Origin of the sequence: Variovorax sp. YR634, from assembly GCF_900106655.1 — a bacterium.
Lineage (GTDB): Bacteria > Pseudomonadota > Gammaproteobacteria > Burkholderiales > Burkholderiaceae_C > Variovorax.
The window spans coordinates 87,190-104,900 of sequence record NZ_FNOL01000005.1; the positions used below are offsets into that span (position 1 = coordinate 87,190).

Below are 17,711 nucleotides of genomic sequence, written 5' to 3' on the forward strand. Positions count from 1 at the left end.
CCCGTGGGCCTTCTCATGACACGAAGCGTTGCCACAACGCTGCCGCCCAGATGCCGCCGCACAGCGTGAGCGACAGCAGCACGGCGGCGCTACCCATGTCCTTGGCGCGCTTGGAGAGGTCGTGCCACTCGGGGCCGATGCGGTCGATGGCGGCTTCCACCGCGGTGTTGAGCAACTCGACGATCATCACCAGGATGGCGCTGCCCGCGAGCAGCGCCACCTCGACCCAGCTGCGCCCGAGCCAGAAGGAGGCCGGAATCATCACGATCGACATGATGGCTTCCTGGCGGAAGGCGGGCTCGCTCCAGCCGGCGTGCAGGCCGTGTAGCGAGATCAGCGTGGCGTGCCAGACGCGTTCGAAGCCCTTGCGGGCTTTTTGCGGATTGACGGCGGGATCGGGAAGCTTGGGCAAGGCACTCATTGGCGACTCATCGGTTTGGAGGTGATGAGCCGTGTACCGGCCCAGGCGTCGTGCCAGAACTGGCGTTCGGGGTGAAAACGCGCCAGCAGGGCCCAGACAGCGACCCAGCCGAAGATCAGGACGGTCGATTCGCCGCCCGACAGCTTGAAGGGCGCGATGGCGGCCAGCGGCGGCAGGAACCAGACCCAGCTCAGCAGGTAGCGCGCCAGCGCGCGGCGTTGGCTGATGGGCTGGCCGTGCACGTCGACGATGCGGATGTTCCAGGTTTTCATGGCGAGGGTCTGGCCTTTGGTCCAGAACCAGACGAAGTACACGCCGAACACCACGAAAAGAAAAGCCTGAAATAGATGGCGGCGCGAATCCATGGCGTCGCGCATCTGACCAAGCGTGCTGAAGAGCCAGCCCGAAACGAACACCACCGCAAACAGCAGCATGCCCTCGTAGAGCCAGCAGGCCATGCGGCGCCAGAGGCCGGGCACTATCGAAACAGGAGCGCTGGCTGCAGGAGAGATCGGCGAGGCGGGCTGATCGGAGCCCGAAGCCTCGGGAGAGCTGGAAACCATCGAAGCCTTGGGATCAGGGGGCGGGGGAGGATGGCTCGGCTGCCGACGACGGCGCGGGCACCTGGGCTTCGGCCGGAACCGGTGGAGAAGCGATGCTGGACGGGGCTGGCGCGACGGGGAGGATGGAAACCGCCGGCGTCGTCGCTGCGGGCACGCGCTCCGGCGGCGATGCCACCATGATCGTGGCCGGCGTGGCAGCGGGGGCGGGCGGCGGGGCCAGCAAAATCCTGGGCGTGTGCTGTACGCCGGGGGTGACGGCCGGCACCGGCACGAGCTTCTGGGACGAGACCGGCCGCACGGGAATGGCGGCACCGCGTGGCTTGGGTGGGGCGCGTTCCGCGAGCTTGCGTTTTTCTTCCTCGCTCAAGGCCTGGTACTGCTCCCATTTGACCTTGCGCTCGTCAGGCGGAATGCGCTTGACCTCGGCGAAGTTCAGGCGGGCCTGGGCGCGCTGCTGATTGCTCAGGGCGGTCCATTCGATCATGCGGCTGTGAAGGGTGGCCTGTTCGTCCGCCGACATGCTCGCGAAGTTGCGCGACAGCGCCAGCCACTTTTTCTTTTGCCCGACGTTCAGCGTGTTCCAGTGAGCGTTCAGCGGCTTCAGGGCTTGCTGCTGCTCGGCCGTGAGTTCGCTCCAGAGCGGCTTGGTTGTTGAGATGGCCTTGGGGCTGGTGGCTGACGCGGAGCTCGCCGAAGCCGGGCCCGCTGCAGCCTTGGCGGCTGCTTCGGAGGGCGGCTGGGCGCAGGCGAGCGTCAGGCTGAAGGCTGCAAGCGCACCTGCCCAAACGACTGCGCCCGCCGGGAGCGGGCGCAACGGGCGGGGGGTGTTTGCGCTGGGGGTGGAGCGGCGTCGCATTCGGTCGATGAAAAATCAGTCGGAGGCGCTGTCGGCCTTCAGGAATTGGGCAAAACCGGGGTCGGTGTAGGCAGCGGGCGGCAGGTCGCCCGTCAGCAGTGCTGAATCCACTTCGGCCAACTCGCTGGCGCGGTCGTCGTCCTGCATCACGCTGATGGTGATCAGGCCGGCCACGAGCGCAATCAACGGCACCACGGAGCCGATGCGGGTCCACCAGCTTCCACCCAGTGTGAGCGTGTGGCCCGACTGCACCACCACAGGCGCAGTCCGCAACTGCGGGGGCTGCTTGCGCGCGGAAACGGCCTGCGCTCGCGCCACGCGCAACCGCTCGCCGATGTCGTGCGGCAGCTCTCGATTGCCGGCCGAAAGGCGGGCAACCAGACGCTGGCCGAACTGGTCTTCGGCGGTGGTGGATGTTGAGGTTGGAACCTTAGTGTTCATAGCGATATTCCCTTGGCCTTGAGCGCCTTGCTCAGAGCGTGAACGGCTCGCGAGCAATGGGTTTTGACGCTGCCCTCGGAGCAGCCCATCGCAGCGGCCGTCTCTGCGACGTCCATTTCCTCCCAGTAACGCATCAGGAAAGCCTCGCGTTGACGGCCCGGCAGTGCTGCGATCTGTTCCTCGATCTCGTGGAAGACCTGGGCGCGGCGGGTCGTGTCTTCGGCGCTCTCCGATTCCCTAGAGTCGGTCGGTGAGACGAAGTTCTCCAGCAGGTCGAAATCTCCGTCGTCGTCGACCGAGTCGAAATCGCTGAGGTTGGAGAAAAGGGCGCGCCGGGTTTTCTGGCGGCGGAACCAGTCGAGCGTGCAGTTCGACAGGATGCGCTGGAACAGCATCGGCAGTTCGGCCGCGGGCTTGTCGCCGTAGTGCTGCGCCAGCTTCATCATGCTGTCCTGCACGATATCGAGGGCCGCTTCTTCATCCCGCACGTGGTAGACCGAGCGCTTGAAAGCGCGTCGTTCAACGCTTTTCAGGAAGTCGGAGAGTTCTTGTTCAGTGGCCAAGCGAGAGGGGGCGCGCAGAGCGCGCCGCGTGGGGAAGAGGGTCTAGCGATCGCGTATGTTTACCGCCGCGGATTATGCCTTTGTAGCTTTACAAGGCAGCTGAAGCGAATCTGAACGCCCGGAAATGTCATAATCCGCCCTGCAAGTCAAAAGGCAAACGGGTCACGGTCCGGCGGAACATCAGTCCGCTCATGGCTTTGGCCTCAAGTCCTGGCGCGACCTCACAAGGGTTGGCAAGGGGCACCCAAGGTATTTCGTTCCCGAAATAAACAAAGGTTGATCATGGAAATCTCCAAGGCGGAAATCGTTTCCGCAGCAGCCGCGTCCTCAGGCGCCGGCAACCCGACGCAAGAACTCATGGGCGCTGAAGTGCTGGTCAAGGCACTGCAGGCCGAAGGCGTCCAGTACGTCTGGGGCTACCCCGGCGGCGCGGTTCTCTACATCTACGACGCGTTCTACAAGCAGGACACCATCCAGCATGTGCTGGTGCGCCACGAGCAGGCCGCCGTTCACGCAGCTGACGGCTATGCGCGCGCCACCGGCGAAGTCGGTGTGGCGCTGGTCACTTCCGGTCCCGGCCTGACCAATGCGGTCACCGGCATCGCGACGGCGTACATGGACTCCATCCCGATGGTGATCATCTCGGGCCAGGTGCCAACGGCTGCCATCGGCCTTGACGCCTTCCAGGAATGCGACACGGTCGGCATCACCCGCCCCATCGTCAAGCACAACTTCCTCGTCAAGGATCCGAAGGATCTGGCCATGACGATGAAGAAGGCCTTCCACATCGCACGCAGCGGCCGTCCGGGCCCCGTGGTGGTGGACGTGCCCAAGGACGTTTCGTTCAAGAAGGTCCCGTATACCGGCTATCCCGACAAGGTCGAGATGCGCTCGTACAACCCGGTGCGCAAGGGCCACGGCGGCCAGATCCGCAAGGCGCTGCAGCTGCTGCTGGCTGCCAAGCGTCCGTACATCTACACCGGCGGCGGCGTGTTGCTGGGCAACGCCTGCAACGAACTGCGCACGCTGGTCGACATGCTCGGCTACCCGGTCACCAACACGCTGATGGGCCTGGGCGCCTATCCGGCGAGCGACCGCAAGTTCCTGGGCATGCTGGGCATGCACGGCACCATCGAAGCCAACAACGCGATGCAGAACTGCGACGTGCTGCTGGCCGTGGGGGCGCGCTTCGACGACCGCGTGATCGGCAATCCCAAGCACTTCGCGCAGAACGAACGCAAGATCATCCACATCGACATCGACCCGTCGAGCATCTCCAAGCGCGTGAAGGTCGACATCCCGATCGTCGGCGACGTGAAGGACGTGCTCACCGAGCTGATCTCGATGATCCGCGAGAGCACCACCAAGCCCGATGCAGGCGCTCTGTCCGACTGGTGGAAGACCATCGAGGCCTGGCGCTCGCGCGACTGCCTGAAGTACGACCGCGGCAACAAGGACGTGATCAAGCCGCAGTACGTGGTCGAGACCCTCTGGAACATGACCAAGGACGCCGACGCGTATATCACGTCGGACGTGGGTCAGCACCAGATGTGGGCTGCCCAGTACTACCGCTTCGACGAGCCACGCCGCTGGATCAACTCGGGCGGCCTGGGCACCATGGGCGTGGGCATTCCCTACGCCATGGGCATCAAGCTCGCGAAGCCCGATTCGGAAGTGTTCACCATCACCGGCGAAGGCTCGGTGCAGATGTGCATCCAGGAACTCTCCACCTGCCTGCAATACAACACGCCGATCAAGATCTGCTCGCTCAACAACCGCTACCTGGGCATGGTGCGCCAGTGGCAGGAGATCGAATACTCCGGCCGCTACAGCCACAGCTACATGGATGCACTGCCCAACTTCGTGAAGCTCGCCGAGGCCTATGGCCACGTCGGCATGCTGATCGAGCGTCCACAAGACGTGGAGCCCGCGCTGCGCGAAGCACGCAAGCTCAAGGACCGCACGGTGTTCATGGACTTCCGCACCGATCCCACCGAAAACGTGTTCCCGATGGTGAAGGCCGGCATGGGCATCACCGAAATGCTGTTGGGTTCCGAAGATCTCTGATCCGCGGAACATTCGCTCAACTCTTTACTGACGAATCTATTGCTCGCCGAGCCCGCGCATTACCGTGCGCGGGGGAGGGCGGCGAAAAGAGGAGTCACGCAAACATGAAACACATCATTGCAGTGCTGCTGGAAAACGAGCCGGGTGCTCTTTCCCGCGTGGTGGGCCTTTTCTCGGCCCGCGGCTACAACATCGAATCGCTCACGGTGGCGCCCACGGAGGACGCAAGCCTCTCGCGCATGACCATCGTCACCACCGGTTCCGACGACGTGATCGAGCAGATCACCAAGCACCTGAACCGCCTGATCGAAGTGGTGAAGGTCGTCGACCTGACCGAAGGCGCCTACACCGAACGCGAACTCATGATGGTGAAGGTGCGCGCGGTCGGCAAGGAGCGCGAGGAAATGATGCGCATGGCAGAAATCTTCCGCGGCCGCATCATCGACGTGACCGACAAGAGCTACACCATCGAACTCACCGGCGACCACGGCAAGAACGACGCTTTTCTTGAAGCGATCGAACGTAGCGCTATCCTCGAGACAGTCCGTACCGGTGCCAGCGGCATCGGGCGCGGCGAGCGCATCCTGCGCGTGTAGGAGGGTGAAAGCGCCCTCAGTTCATACGTTCATCCACACATGAGGCAAGAGTGATGCGAGGTCTGCTCGGTTTCGACAAGATGGTGACCCCGGCGATCGTCCGGGGGCTCTACTTTCTCGGCCTGCTGGGTGTGATCGTCCTGGCGGTGGCGGCGCTGTACCAGCGCCAGTACCTGCCGGCTTTCACGGTCCTGATCTTCGGCACCATCGGCGTTCGCATCTACAGTGAATTGCTCATCGTGCTGTTCCGCATCCACGACAGCCTCGTGTCCATCAACCAGCAAATGAAGGACCGGAATTCCTCCGGCCTCTGAGTGAAATGCATCCCGCTACGGATGCTCGAGATTTTTTAGGAGAGATACACATGAAGGTTTACTACGACAAAGACGCGGACCTGAGCCTCATCAAGGGCAAGACGGTGGCAATCATCGGTTATGGCTCGCAAGGCCATGCGCACGCGCAGAACCTGAACGACAGCGGCGTCAAGGTCGTGGTCGGCTTGCGCAAGGGTGGTGCTTCGTGGCCCAAGGTCGAGAAGGCCGGCCTGAAGGTTGCTGAAGTCGCCGACGCCGTGAAGGCCGCCGACGTCGTGATGATCCTGCTGCCCGACGAGCAGATCGCCAACGTCTACAAGAACGACGTCGCGCCGAACATCAAGGAAGGCGCTTCGCTGGTCTTCGCACACGGCTTCAACGTGCACTACGGCTTTGTCCAGCCCCGCGCCGACCTCGACGTGTGGATGGTCGCTCCCAAGGCCCCTGGCCACACCGTGCGCAGCACGTACACCCAAGGTGGCGGCGTGCCCCACCTCGTGGCCGTGCACCAGGACAAGACCGGCAAGGCGCGTGACCTCGCGCTGAGCTACGCCACCGCCAACGGCGGCGGCAAGGCCGGCATCATCGAGACCAACTTCCGCGAAGAAACCGAGACCGACCTGTTCGGCGAACAAGCGGTTCTGTGCGGCGGCACGGTCGAGCTGATCAAGGCTGGTTTCGAAACGCTGGTGGAAGCCGGCTACGCGCCCGAAATGGCGTACTTCGAATGCCTGCACGAACTGAAGCTGATCGTCGACCTGATCTATGAAGGCGGCATCGCCAACATGAATTACTCGATCTCGAACAACGCCGAATACGGCGAGTACGTCACCGGCCCGCGCGTCGTGACCGAAGAGACCAAGAAGGTCATGAAGCAAGTGCTGAAGGACATCCAGACCGGCGAATACGCCAAGAGCTTCGTGCTGGAAAACGCTGCCGGCGCTCCGACGCTGATCAGCCGCCGCCGCCTGAACTCCGAGCATCAGATCGAAGTCGTCGGCGAAAAGCTGCGCGCGATGATGCCCTGGATCAAGAAGAACAAGCTGGTCGACCAGACCCGCAACTGATCTGCGAGCCAGAAGGGTGCCTCGGCACCCGTTTCCCAAGGGCCACCCGTTGCGGTGGCCCTTTTGTTTGACGGGGGCGACGCAGCCCCTGAACTACACTGCGAGCCATGCGATTCAAAGATCAAGATGCTATCGAATGGATAGCTGCTCGCGCAGTGCCCATGAGGGACGGAGGCAAATTCAATGCATGACGACACGCTCCCCGACGATGTGCAGCCGCGCAAACGCCGCAAAGGCATCTACATCCTGCCGAACCTGTTCACGCTGGCGGCGTTGTTCGGCGGCTTCTATTCGGTTGTGATGGCCATGAATGCGCGCTTCGACCTCGCGGCGCTCGGTGTGTTCGCCGCGATGGTGCTCGACAGCCTGGATGGGCGCGTGGCCCGCATGACGAATACGCAGAGCGCGTTCGGCGAGCAGATGGATTCGCTGTCCGACATGGTGTCGTTCGGTGCGGCGCCCGCGCTCATCGCCTACGAATGGTCGCTCAAGGGCCTGGGCCGTTGGGGCTGGATTGCGGCCTTCGTGTACTGCGCCTGCGCGGCGCTGCGGCTCGCGCGCTTCAACGTCAACACCGGCGTGGTCGACAAGCGCTGGTTCCAGGGCCTGCCGTCGCCCGCGGCCGCTGCGCTCGTGGCGGGCTTCATCTGGCTTGTGAACGAGTGGGGCAAGCGCGGCGGCGAGGTGCTGTATCTCTCGTGGACGCAGATCACCTGGGTCACTTTCGGCTTCACGCTGTACGCGGGTCTCACGATGGTCACCAACGCGCCGTTCTACAGCTTCAAGGACATCCAGATGAAGAAGAGCGTGCCTTTCGCGGTGATCGTGCTGATCGCGCTGGGCATTGCCGTCATCAACATCCATCCGCCGACTGTGCTGTTCAGCCTGTTCGTCATCTACGGCCTGAGCGGCTACGTGGTCTATGCGTGGCGCAAGGCCAAGGGTCAGCCGGTCAGTGTGATCAGCACCTCGACGGAAGAACCCGACGAACGGGGTCTGCACAACTGACCCGGTGGCTTGTGCTACATTCGCAACCCTCATGACCAAGATTTCGCTGCTGGCTCTACTAGCCCTCCCTCACGGGCGGAGACGGTAGCGCACGCGCAAATCCCTCACCACGGCCCGTTCGCACCAGCAACGGGCCGTTTGTTTTTGGGGTTGCTGGTTGATCACCAACCATCTCAGAGAAATCGACATGCTCAAGCAACCTCAAAGCAAATACCGCGCATTCGCCCCGATCGGCCTCAAGGACCGCACCTGGCCCGATGCCGTGCTGACCAAGGCGCCGATCTGGCTGTCGACCGACCTGCGCGATGGCAACCAGGCGTTGGTCGAGCCCATGGACATCGCGCGCAAGATGCGCATGTTCGAGACCCTCGTGGCCATCGGCTTCAAGGAAATCGAAGTCGGCTTTCCCTCGGCTTCGCAGGTCGAATTCGACTTCGTGCGCAAGCTCATCGAGGAAGACCGCATCCCCGACGACGTGACGATCCAGGTGCTGACGCAGGCGCGCGACCACCTCATCGCCCGCACTTTTGAATCGCTGCAGGGTGCTCCGCGCGCCATCGTGCACCTCTACAACGCCGTCGCGCCCGTGATGCGCCGCGTGGTGCTCAACATGGACGAAGACCAGATCGTTGAACTTGCGAGCAGCCACGCGCGCATGTTCAATGAGTTCGCCGCCAAGCAGCCGAACACGCAGTGGACCTTCCAGTACTCGCCCGAAATGTTCTCGGGCACCGACGTCGTGTTCTCGAAGCGCGTGGTCGATGCGGTGACAGAAGTCTGGGCGCCTACGCCGCAGCGCAAGTGCATCGTCAACCTGCCAACCACGGTCGAGCATTCCACGCCGAACATCTTCGCGGACATGATCGAGTGGATGCACCGTAACCTCGCGCGCCGCGACTCCATCGTGCTTTGCGTGCATCCGCACAACGACCGCGGCACCGGCACCGCCGCCGGTGAACTGGCCTTGATGGCCGGCGCCGAGCGTATCGAAGGCTGCCTGTTCGGCAATGGCGAGCGCACCGGCAACCTCGATCTCGTGAATGTTGCGCTCAACCTCTACACGCAGGGCGTTTCGCCCGAGCTCGATTTTTCGAACATCGACGAGATCCGCGCCACGGTCGAGCATTGCAACCAGATCCCGGTACATCCGCGCCATCCGTATGTAGGTGACCTCGTCTACACCTCGTTCTCGGGCTCACACCAGGACGCGATCAAGAAGGCCTTCGCCGCGCGCAAGGAAGGCGACATCTGGGACATGCCCTACCTCCCCATCGACCCGAAGGACGTGGGCCGCAGCTATGAAGCCGTGATCCGCGTGAACAGCCAGTCCGGCAAGGGCGGCATGGCTTATCTGCTCGAGAGCGAATACGGCATCGAGATGCCGCGCCGCCTGCAGATGGAGTTCATGCAGACCGTGCAACGCGTGATGGACGTCGCCGGCAAGGAGCTTACGGCCGCTGACCTCTGGCAGCTGTTCGTGCGCGAGTACGGCATCGAAACCGCGCAGTCCTTGCAGAATCGCGTGATCGAGGAAGAAGGCGAGGGCGCCAACGCTTCCGTGGTTCTGCGCGGCGATCTGCCGTGGGATGCTGAAGTCCACGCCATCGAAGGCCGCGGCAATGGCCCCATCGACGCCTTCACGCAGGCACTGAGCAAGGCCACCGGCCACACGGTGCGCGTGATGGACTACCACCAGCACGCCATCGGCGCAGGTGCCGACGCCAAGGCGGTGGCATATCTGGAACTGCGCGTCGACGAAAGCCAGACGCTGTTCGGCGTGGGCATCGACGCAAACGTGATCACAGCGTCGCTGAAAGCGATTGTTTCGGGCGTGCAGCGTGCACGGACCCGGGGCGCGCACGGAGCACAATCGGCGGTTGAAGTCGCCTGACGCTGCCGCGCCGACCTTGGTCGGGTGCGCGTGGGGGGATGAACAACGGAGACCCACGATGACCGACCAACTTATTATTTTCGACACCACCCTGCGCGACGGCGAGCAATCGCCCGGCGCCTCGATGACGCGCGACGAGAAACTGCGCATTGCCAAGCTGCTGGAGCGGCTGAAGGTCGACGTCATCGAGGCTGGCTTTCCCGCCAGCTCGAACGGCGACTTCGAGGCCGTGAAGGCGATTGCCAACGCCATCAAGGACTCGACGGTGTGCGGCCTCTCGCGTGCCAACGACCGCGACATCGCACGTGCGGCCGAAGCCCTGAAGGGCGCGGCCCGAGGGCGCATCCACACCTTCATCGCAACGTCGCCGCTTCACATGGAAAAGAAGCTGCGCATGTCGCCCGACGAGGTGCATGAACAGGCCAAGCTGGCCGTGCGCTTCGCGCGCAACCAGATGGCCGACGTGGAGTTCAGCCCAGAAGACGGCTATCGCAGCGACCCGGACTTCCTGTGCCGCGTGCTCGAAACCGTGATCAACGAGGGTGCCACCACCATCAACGTGCCCGACACCGTCGGCTACGCCATTCCCGAGCTCTACGGCAACTTCATCAAGATGCTGCGCGAGCGCATTCCCAACAGCGACAAGGCGATCTGGTCGGTGCATTGCCACAACGACCTCGGCATGGCCGTGGCCAACTCGCTGGCCGGCGTGAAGATCGGCGGCGCGCGCCAGGTCGAATGCACCATCAACGGCCTGGGCGAGCGCGCGGGCAACTGCTCGCTCGAAGAAGTCGTCATGGCGGTGAAGACCCGCAAGGACTACTTCGGGCTCGACCTCAGGATCGACACGCAGCACATCGTGGCCGCGAGCCGCATGGTCAGCCAGACCACCGGCTTCGTGGTGCAGCCCAACAAGGCGGTGGTGGGCGCCAATGCCTTCGCGCACGCCTCGGGCATTCACCAGGACGGCGTGCTCAAGGCGCGCGACACCTACGAGATCATGCGCGCCGAGGATGTGGGCTGGACGGCCAACAAGATCGTGCTGGGCAAGCTCAGCGGCCGCAATGCCTTCAAGCAGCGCCTGCAGGAACTGGGCGTGACCATGGCCAGCGAAGGCGACATCAACGCCGCGTTCCTGCGCTTCAAGGAGTTGGCCGACCGCAAGTCCGAAATTTTCGACGAGGACATCCTCGCGCTCGTCAGCGCGGAAGAGGTGTCGAACGTTGGTGAGCAGTTTGCTTTCGTCTCTCTCTCCCAGCACAGCGAAACCGGCGAGCGCCCCCAGGCGAAGGTCGTGTTCACCGTCCAGGGCAAGGAAGTCACCGGCGAATCCGACGGGAATGGCCCGGTTGATGCTTCCCTGAAGGCCATCGAGTCGCATGTCAAGAGCGGCGCCGAGATGGTTCTTTACTCTGTAAATGCCATCAGTGGCTCGACGGAAAGCCAAGGAGAAGTTACAGTCCGGTTACAAAACGCAGGGCGGGTGGTCAACGGTGTGGGTGCAGACCCGGACATCGTGGTTGCTTCGGCAAAGGCTTATTTGAGTGCGCTCAATAAGTTACAGAGCCAAGCTGAGAGAGTTGCGGCACAAGGTTAGGTTTTCAGGCGATCCTTGGTATTCGATTGAAGAAGAGGATGCAAGTAACTGATATTGCGTGCTTTTTTTGATTTGGATACACTGCGGTCCTCGTTTGTCGCCGCTGGAGATTTATTAATGCCCGAAGCCCGTCTACGCCGAGTTTCCAGCCAGCGGTTTCTACCCGCGTTCAAATTCATCGCCGTCGCGCTGTGCGCTACGGCGTTTTTGCTGCCTGGCGCCCAGGCAGCCAAGAAAGAAAAGCCCGCTGCCGCCAAGACCACAGTCGCCAAGAAGGCGAAGGGTCCGGTGCCGGTCGAGGTAAAGCGCAACGCCGCTTCGTCCAAAACCGCGCGCGGTCCCGTGCCCGTTGTTGTCGCCAAGCGCGGCGGCCGTGCCGAGAAGAGTGAGCGCGCCGAGAAGGTCGTTCGCGGTGGCCGCAATGTCGTAGCCACCATCCACAAGAGAAATGGCAAGACCGTGGTGGCCGTGCAGCGCCGCTCGGTGGTTCGCGTCGTCGAGGCGCCCCCGCGCCAATCCTTCGGCCAGATGGCCGGCCTGCATGGCACCGAAGACGTACTCGACCTGAAGTCGAGCGTCGCGCTGGTCATCGACCAGGACACGCACGAAGTGCTGTTCAGCAAGAACGACCACGCCGTGCTGCCGATCGCGTCGCTCACCAAGCTCATGACCGGCCTGCTCATCAGCGAAGCCCATCTTCCGAACGACGAGCTCATCACCATCACGCAGGACGACGTCGACACCGAAAAGCGCAGCAGCTCGCGCCTGACGGTCGGCACTACGCTGTCGCGCGGCGAACTGCTGCACCTGGCGCTGATGTCGAGCGAAAACCGCGCCGCGCATGCGCTGGGCCGCACCTACCCGGGTGGCCTGACGACCTTCGTGAGCATCATGAACGCCAAGGCCAAGATGCTCGGCATGAAGGACACGCGCTACGTCGAGCCTACCGGCCTGTCGAGCAGCAACCAGTCGAGCGCGCAAGACCTGGCGCTGCTGGTCAATGCCGCCTATTCCGATGCCACGGTACGTTCGCTGTCCACCTCGCCGGAATACCAGGTCGAAGTCGGCAACCGCGTGCTGCAGTTCAACACCACCAATCGCCTCGTGAAGAGCCCCGATTGGGAAATCGGCGTGCAGAAGACGGGCTACATCTCTGAGGCCGGCCAATGCCTTGTGATGCAGGCGAAGGTCGCCGGGCGCAAGCTGATCATGGTGTTCCTGGATTCGGCCGGCAAGTTCAGCCGCATTGCAGATGCCGAGCGGGTTCGCCGCTGGGTTGAGGCTACGCATTCCGTCGGTTCGCCGGCAGCTTCGTCGCGCAATGCTGCGTATCAGGTCGCGGGCTGATCGGTCAACCGCAGGCTGTAACGAAAACAGGCCCTTCACAGGGCCTGTTTGCTTTTGGGGATAGGCCCGGGTCAGGCGCCTGCTGGCGGCGTGCTGCCCGAAGGCGACGGCGTCGCAGCCGTGCCGTCCTTGAATCCCAGCGCGCCCGAGATTTCATTGGCGGTGGCCTGCAGCTTGGGTAGCCAGCCTTCGTCCAGCCGGTCAGCCGGTGCGGAGATCGACAGGCCCGCCACCAGCTTGCCCTGGTCGTCGTAGATGCCGGCGGCCATGCAGCGCACGCCCAGCTCCAGCTCCTCGTTGTCGCGGGCAATGCCGTACTGGCGCGCCTTCGACAGTTCGCGCTCCAGTGCCGGCAACTGGGTGATGCTGTTGCGCGTATGGCCGGCCAGACCTGTGCGCGTGGCGTAGCTGCGCACGCGCTGCGGATCGTCCGCAGCCAGGAAGAGCTTGCCTGTAGAGGTGAGGTGCAGGGCGGCGCGGCCGCCGATGGCGCGCACCACCTGCATGCCCGAGCGCTCACTGTAGGAGCGCTCGATGTACACGATCTCGTCGCCCTGGCGCATGCTCAGGTTGACGGGCTGCTGCGTCAGCTTGTGCAGCTCGCGCATCGGGCCCAGGGCGGCGTCGCGCACGTTGAGTCGGCCCTTGACCAGGTTGCCCAGTTCCAGCAGGCGCATGCCCAGCCGGTAGCTGCCGGCTTCGGGCCGATCAACAAAACGACCAACCGCCAGGTCGTTCAGGATGCGGTGCGTGGTCGACGGGTGGAGCCCGGTTTTTTCGCTGATCTCCTTCAGCGAAATGGCCTCCTCGCGGGATGCCAGGACATCGATCAGCGCGAACATGCGCTCGATCACCTGGATCACGGGGACGGCGGGAATGTCGGATTGGTTTTTTCTCATGGCGCTTTGCGGTGATGACCGGGCGCCATTTTACCTTGTGAAATTGCCCGGCGCCTGCCAATGTCCGTCTACCAACACTTCGTGCGGGGAGAAGCGCGCCTTGTAGTTCATCTTCGGGCTGTGCTCGATCCAGTACCCGAGGTAGACGTGCGGCAGGCCCAGCTTGCGGGCCTGTTCGATCTGCCACAGCACGCTGTAGGTGCCGTAGCCCGCGCTGGTCTCGGGTTCGTAGAAGGTGTAGACGGCCGAGATGCCATCGTTCAGTACGTCGAGGATCGATACCATCTTGAGCGCGCCTGTGCTGCCGTCGGGCAGCGTTTCGCGGAACTCCACCAGCCGCGAGTTGACCCGGCTCTGCAGCAGGAACTGCGTGTACTGGTCGATGCTGTCGTGGTCCATACCACCTCCTGCGTGGCGGCCGTTCTGGTAGCGCAGGTAGAGCTGGTAGTGCTCGGGCATGAAGCACAGCTTGAGCACGCGCGCCTGCAGGTCGGCATGCTGCTTCACCGCCCGCCGCTGGCTTCGCGTGGGACGGAAGTCGTTGGCCAGCACGCGCAGCGGGATGCACGCGCGGCAGCCGTCGCAATAGGGCCGGTAGGTGAACATGCCGCTGCGCCGGAACCCACTGAGCACCAGGTCGGAATAAGCGTCGTTGTGGATCAGGTGGCTGGGCGTGGCCACTTGCGAGCGGGCCTGCCGGTCCGGCAGATAGCTGCAGGGGTAGGGCGCCGTCGCGTAGAACTGCAGCGTGTGAAGCGGGAGGTCCTTGAGGTGCGTCACGTCGGGGAAAGAGGTCGCGCGGAAAGGAGTTCGGACCAGTATACGGGGTCGAATCGCCACCGTGGGCCCTCTTGTTGTCGCGCCCTGGCCACGTGCGCGACGAAGCGTTTGCGCGCCATCTCGTGGGCGCCGAGGCTTGCGAGGTGGGCGGTGTTCTGCTGGCAGTCGATCATCTGCACGCCGGAATGCCGGCACAGCGACACCAGCGCGGCCAGCGCGATCTTCGAAGCGTCCGGCCGGCGGGTGAACATCGACTCGCCGAACACCGCGCGGCCCAGCGAAACGCAGTAAAGCCCGCCCGCGAGTTCGCCGTCGATCCAGGTTTCGACACTGTGGGCGTGGCCGGCGCGGTGCAAATTCGTATAGGCCCGCACCATGTCCGGCACGATCCACGTGCCTGACTGGCCCACGCGCGGAGAGCCCGAACAGGCCTTGATGACGGCCGCGAAATCGTGGTCGATGCGCACCTCGCAACCCGGCGTCTGCGCAAAGCGCGTCAGGGTCTTGCGAAGCGAGCGGTGCAGCTTGAACTGCGCCACCTGCAGCACCATGCGAGGGTCAGGGCTCCACCAGAGGATCGGCTGGTCCTCGCTGAACCAAGGAAAGACGCAGTTGCCATAAGCCTGCATCAAAGTATCGACATCGAGTGCGCCACCGGCCGCCAGCAGGCCGGGTACGGGGTCGGCCATACCCCAGGCCGATGCAGGATCGGGCAGGGCATCTCCGGGTTCGAGCCAGGGCAGTTGTCGCATGGGCGTAGGTATACACGGCTTCGCAAATTCCACTCCAGTTGGGCGAAAATCGCACACAGCCGACACCGCCACAAGGGTTCGGCTCACACGCCACGGCACCACAAAACCCGCCGGAAACCCTATAGTGCGCAGCTTGCATTCGCAGACCCACGCAAATCAGGCAGGCCCGCACATACGCCGGGGATGAGCACAAGAGGACCACGTACGTTGACCACTGAACCCAATCCCACGCGCTTCGGCAGCGGCCAGGCGGTGCGCCGCCTCGAAGACGAAAGCCTGCTGTCAGGCGCCGGCCGTTACACCGACGACGTCACGCTCCCCGATCAGGCGCATCTCGTTTTCCTCCGATCCTCCTACCCGCACGCACGCATTGTCTCGATCGACACCAGTGCTGCCGCCGCCATGCCCGGCGTGCTGCGCGTGATCACGGGCGCGGAAATGGCCCAGGCCGGCGTCAAGCCGATGCCGGGCGCTGCGGGCTTCAAGCGCGCAGACGGCAGCGACAGCGCCAGCCCGCCGCGCTACGCCATCGCGCATGAGCGCACGCGCTTCGTCGGCGAGGCAGTGGCCGCCGTGGTGGCCGACACGGTGCAGCAGGCCCGCGATGCGGCCGAAGCCATCGTGGTCGACTACGAAGACCTGCCCATGGTGGTCGATCTCGCAAGCGCCACCGCCGATGGCGCGCCGCAGTTGTGTGAAGAAGCCTCCGGCAACGTAGCCGCCGAAATGCGCCACGGCAGCAGCGAGGCCGCGATCGCCGCCTTCGCCAAGGCCAGCCATGTGGTTGCGCTCGACGTGAACAACCAGCGCGTGGTCGCCCTCACGATCGAGCCGCGCTCCGTGCTCGCGGTGCGCGACGGCGAAACCGGCCGCCTCATGATCCGCATGAGCACGCAGATGCCCTCCGGCGTTCGCGATTCCGTCTGCGCCGCCATCGGCCTTGCCAAGGAAAAGGTGCGCGTGGTGGTGGGCGACGTCGGCGGTGGCTTCGGCATGAAGACCGGCGCCTACCCCGAAGACATCGCCGTCGCTTTCGCCGCGCTGCAAGTCAGCCGGCCGGTGAAGTGGGTGGCCGACCGCAGCGAGGAATTTCTCTCGAGCGCACACGGCCGCGACATCGAGGCGCGTGCCGAAATGGCACTCGACGCCAGCGGCAAGATCCTGGCCCTGCGCATCAAGACCCTTGCCAACGTGGGCGCGTACGCCACCGGCACCGGCGTCGCGATCCAGCTGCTGATCGGCCCCTGGGTACAGACCAGCGTCTACGACATCCAGACCATCGACTTCCATTTCAAGGCGGTGCTCACCAACACCGCGCCCACCGGCGCCTACCGCGGCGCTGGCCGCCCTGAGGCCATCTTCACCATCGAGCGGCTGATGGACGAGGCCGCGCGCCAGACCGGCATCGACCGCATCGTGCTGCGCCGCCGCAACTTCATCCGCCCCGAGCAGATGCCGTACAAGAACCCGATGGCGCAGACCTACGACACCGGCAACTTCGAGTCGGTGATGGACCAGGCGCTGACGCTCGCCGACTGGCAGGGCTTCGAGACCCGCGCGGCCGAGTCGGCCAGCAAGGGCAAGCACCGCGGCCTGGGCATTGCCACGTTTCTCGAATGGACCGGCGGCAACGTGTTCGAAGAGCGCGTCACGGTCTCGGTGCAGGCAGATGGCGTGATCGAGGTGTTTTCCGCCGTCAATGCCATGGGGCAGGGCATTGCCACCTCGCTGGCTCAGTTGGCCGTCGATGCCTTCGGCGTGCCCATCGAGAAGGTGCGCGTGGTGCTTGGCGACACCGATCGCGGCGACGGCTTCGGCAGCGCCGGCTCGCGCTCGCTGTTCACCGGCGGCTCGGCCGTGCGCATCGGCGCCGAGCGCACCATCGACAAGGCGCGCGAGCTGGCCGCGCAGGAGTTCGAGGCTTCCATCGACGACATCGTCTACAGCCGTGGCGTCTTCAACGTGGCCGGCACTGACCTCGAGCTCGACCTCTTCGCGCTCGCCGCCAAGCAGCCCGAGCGCGAAATCTTCGTCGACTCCACCAGCACCGTGGCCGGCCCGACCTGGCCCAATGGCTGCCACATCTGCGAGATCGAGATCGATCCGCCCACCGGCGAAATCAGCGTGGTGGCCTACAGCTCGGTCAACGACGTGGGCCGCGTCATCAACCCGATGATCGTGCGCGGCCAGCTCGAAGGCGGTGCGGTGCAGGGCATCGGGCAGGCGCTGTACGAGCAGGTGGTGTACGACCACGAAACCGGCCAGCCCGTCACCGGCAGCCTGATGGACTACGCGGCCCCGCGCGCCGACATCGTCGACACCATGTTCAACATGGAGATGGACGAATCGACGCCATGCAAGAACAACCCGCTGGGCGTGAAGGGCGTGGGCGAGCTCGGCACCATCGGCGCCACACCGGCCATCGTGAATGCGGTGGCCGACGCCTTCGCGCGCAACGGCCTGGCCACGCGCGCACCGCGCCTGCACATGCCGCTGAGCCCTGCACGCGTGTGGCAGGCCATGCAAACGGTCGATTGAGCAATCGTTTC

17 protein-coding genes are annotated in these 17,711 nt (G+C 64.1%); 9 read left to right on the forward strand and 8 right to left on the reverse strand.

Features of this window, described 5'->3' with window-relative positions:
- Positions 1–13 precede the first annotated feature (13 nt).
- From BLV60_RS11360 to BLV60_RS11380, 5 genes are read right to left on the reverse strand one after another with little or no spacing between them, the layout of a single operon-like run.
- The gene (locus BLV60_RS11360; RefSeq protein WP_093054413.1) at positions 14–421 is read right to left on the reverse strand and encodes a diacylglycerol kinase; all 408 of its coding nucleotides are present in this window, start codon (positions 419–421) and stop codon (positions 14–16) included.
- On the reverse strand, positions 418–984 hold the full coding sequence (locus tag BLV60_RS11365; RefSeq protein WP_093054415.1) for an RDD family protein: 567 nt from the start codon (positions 982–984) through the stop codon (positions 418–420). Before BLV60_RS11365 ends, BLV60_RS11360 begins: the two co-directional genes overlap by 4 nt.
- 13 nt (positions 985–997) lie before the next feature.
- Positions 998–1,798, reverse strand: a complete 801-nt coding sequence (locus BLV60_RS11370; protein ID WP_256328977.1) for a DUF3106 domain-containing protein — start codon at positions 1,796–1,798, stop codon at positions 998–1,000.
- Positions 1,799–1,855: 57 nt separating this feature from the next.
- Positions 1,856–2,281: a DUF3619 family protein gene (locus BLV60_RS11375; protein WP_093054419.1), complete on the reverse strand. Its 426-nt coding sequence runs from the start codon at positions 2,279–2,281 to the stop codon at positions 1,856–1,858.
- Positions 2,278–2,844 carry an RNA polymerase sigma factor gene (locus BLV60_RS11380; RefSeq protein WP_093054421.1) on the reverse strand — a complete coding sequence of 189 codons (567 nt, stop codon included), beginning with the start codon at positions 2,842–2,844 and terminating at the stop codon, positions 2,278–2,280. Before BLV60_RS11380 ends, BLV60_RS11375 begins: the two co-directional genes overlap by 4 nt.
- 282 nt (positions 2,845–3,126) lie before the next feature.
- Between BLV60_RS11380 and BLV60_RS11385 the strand changes: the two genes are divergently transcribed.
- The 8 genes from BLV60_RS11385 (at position 3,127) to BLV60_RS11420 (ending at position 12,731) form a co-directional block, all read left to right on the forward strand.
- Entirely contained in the window at positions 3,127–4,911 is a 1,785-nt protein-coding gene (locus BLV60_RS11385; protein ID WP_093054423.1) for an acetolactate synthase 3 catalytic subunit, read from the forward strand.
- 104 nt (positions 4,912–5,015) lie between these two features.
- A complete protein-coding gene (gene ilvN / locus BLV60_RS11390) occupies positions 5,016–5,507 on the forward strand; it encodes an acetolactate synthase small subunit (protein WP_007834236.1) in 492 nt (163 codons plus the stop codon).
- 53 nt (positions 5,508–5,560) lie between these two features.
- Complete coding sequence (locus BLV60_RS11395) at positions 5,561–5,821, forward strand: DUF4282 domain-containing protein (RefSeq protein WP_093054426.1); 261 nt, start codon at positions 5,561–5,563, stop codon at positions 5,819–5,821.
- Positions 5,822–5,871: 50 nt separating this feature from the next.
- Positions 5,872–6,888, forward strand: coding sequence for a ketol-acid reductoisomerase (gene ilvC, locus BLV60_RS11400; RefSeq protein WP_093054428.1), 1,017 nt, complete (start codon positions 5,872–5,874; stop codon positions 6,886–6,888).
- 183 nt (positions 6,889–7,071) lie between these two features.
- Positions 7,072–7,896 (forward strand): CDP-diacylglycerol--serine O-phosphatidyltransferase, encoded by an 825-nt coding sequence (gene pssA, locus BLV60_RS11405; RefSeq protein WP_093054430.1) that lies wholly within the window; start codon positions 7,072–7,074, stop codon positions 7,894–7,896.
- A 187-nt stretch (positions 7,897–8,083) separates the two neighbouring features.
- Positions 8,084–9,787: a 2-isopropylmalate synthase gene (leuA, locus tag BLV60_RS11410; RefSeq protein WP_093054924.1), complete on the forward strand. Its 1,704-nt coding sequence runs from the start codon at positions 8,084–8,086 to the stop codon at positions 9,785–9,787.
- 58 nt (positions 9,788–9,845) lie between these two features.
- On the forward strand, positions 9,846–11,384 hold the full coding sequence (locus tag BLV60_RS11415) for a 2-isopropylmalate synthase (protein WP_093054432.1): 1,539 nt from the start codon (positions 9,846–9,848) through the stop codon (positions 11,382–11,384).
- A 117-nt stretch (positions 11,385–11,501) separates the two neighbouring features.
- Entirely contained in the window at positions 11,502–12,731 is a 1,230-nt protein-coding gene (locus tag BLV60_RS11420) for a serine hydrolase (RefSeq protein WP_093054434.1), read from the forward strand.
- Positions 12,732–12,802: 71 nt separating this feature from the next.
- Here the strand turns inward: BLV60_RS11420 and BLV60_RS11425 are convergent, their stop codons facing one another.
- From BLV60_RS11425 to aat, 3 genes are read right to left on the reverse strand one after another with little or no spacing between them, the layout of a single operon-like run.
- Positions 12,803–13,630: an IclR family transcriptional regulator gene (locus BLV60_RS11425; RefSeq protein WP_093054436.1), complete on the reverse strand. Its 828-nt coding sequence runs from the start codon at positions 13,628–13,630 to the stop codon at positions 12,803–12,805.
- A gap of 30 nt (positions 13,631–13,660) precedes the next feature.
- Positions 13,661–14,410 (reverse strand): arginyltransferase, encoded by a 750-nt coding sequence (locus tag BLV60_RS11430; RefSeq protein WP_093054438.1) that lies wholly within the window; start codon positions 14,408–14,410, stop codon positions 13,661–13,663.
- Positions 14,407–15,162 carry a leucyl/phenylalanyl-tRNA--protein transferase gene (gene aat, locus BLV60_RS11435; RefSeq protein ID WP_093054440.1) on the reverse strand — a complete coding sequence of 252 codons (756 nt, stop codon included), beginning with the start codon at positions 15,160–15,162 and terminating at the stop codon, positions 14,407–14,409. Before aat ends, BLV60_RS11430 begins: the two co-directional genes overlap by 4 nt.
- Positions 15,163–15,369: 207 nt before the next feature.
- On the opposite strand from aat, the gene BLV60_RS11440 reads away from it, so the two are divergent.
- Positions 15,370–17,700, forward strand: coding sequence for a xanthine dehydrogenase family protein molybdopterin-binding subunit (locus BLV60_RS11440; RefSeq protein ID WP_093054442.1), 2,331 nt, complete (start codon positions 15,370–15,372; stop codon positions 17,698–17,700).
- The last annotated feature ends 11 nt before the right edge of the window (positions 17,701–17,711 follow it).

Bases quoted from the DNA above. Each gene is read 5' to 3' on its own strand.
- BLV60_RS11360 (WP_093054413.1), bottom strand. From the start codon at position 421: ATGAGTGCCTTGCCCAAGCTTCCCGATCCCGCCGTCAATCCGCAAAAA.
- BLV60_RS11365 (WP_093054415.1), bottom strand. From the start codon at position 984: ATGGTTTCCAGCTCTCCCGAGGCTTCGGGCTCCGATCAGCCCGCCTCG.
- BLV60_RS11375 (WP_093054419.1), bottom strand. From the start codon at position 2,281: ATGAACACTAAGGTTCCAACCTCAACATCCACCACCGCCGAAGACCAG.
- BLV60_RS11385 (WP_093054423.1), top strand. From the start codon at position 3,127: ATGGAAATCTCCAAGGCGGAAATCGTTTCCGCAGCAGCCGCGTCCTCA.
- ilvN (WP_007834236.1), top strand. From the start codon at position 5,016: ATGAAACACATCATTGCAGTGCTGCTGGAAAACGAGCCGGGTGCTCTT.
- BLV60_RS11395 (WP_093054426.1), top strand. From the start codon at position 5,561: ATGCGAGGTCTGCTCGGTTTCGACAAGATGGTGACCCCGGCGATCGTC.
- ilvC (WP_093054428.1), top strand. From the start codon at position 5,872: ATGAAGGTTTACTACGACAAAGACGCGGACCTGAGCCTCATCAAGGGC.
- pssA (WP_093054430.1), top strand. From the start codon at position 7,072: ATGCATGACGACACGCTCCCCGACGATGTGCAGCCGCGCAAACGCCGC.
- leuA (WP_093054924.1), top strand. From the start codon at position 8,084: ATGCTCAAGCAACCTCAAAGCAAATACCGCGCATTCGCCCCGATCGGC.
- BLV60_RS11415 (WP_093054432.1), top strand. From the start codon at position 9,846: ATGACCGACCAACTTATTATTTTCGACACCACCCTGCGCGACGGCGAG.
- BLV60_RS11420 (WP_093054434.1), top strand. From the start codon at position 11,502: ATGCCCGAAGCCCGTCTACGCCGAGTTTCCAGCCAGCGGTTTCTACCC.
- BLV60_RS11425 (WP_093054436.1), bottom strand. From the start codon at position 13,630: ATGAGAAAAAACCAATCCGACATTCCCGCCGTCCCCGTGATCCAGGTG.
- aat (WP_093054440.1), bottom strand. From the start codon at position 15,162: ATGCGACAACTGCCCTGGCTCGAACCCGGAGATGCCCTGCCCGATCCT.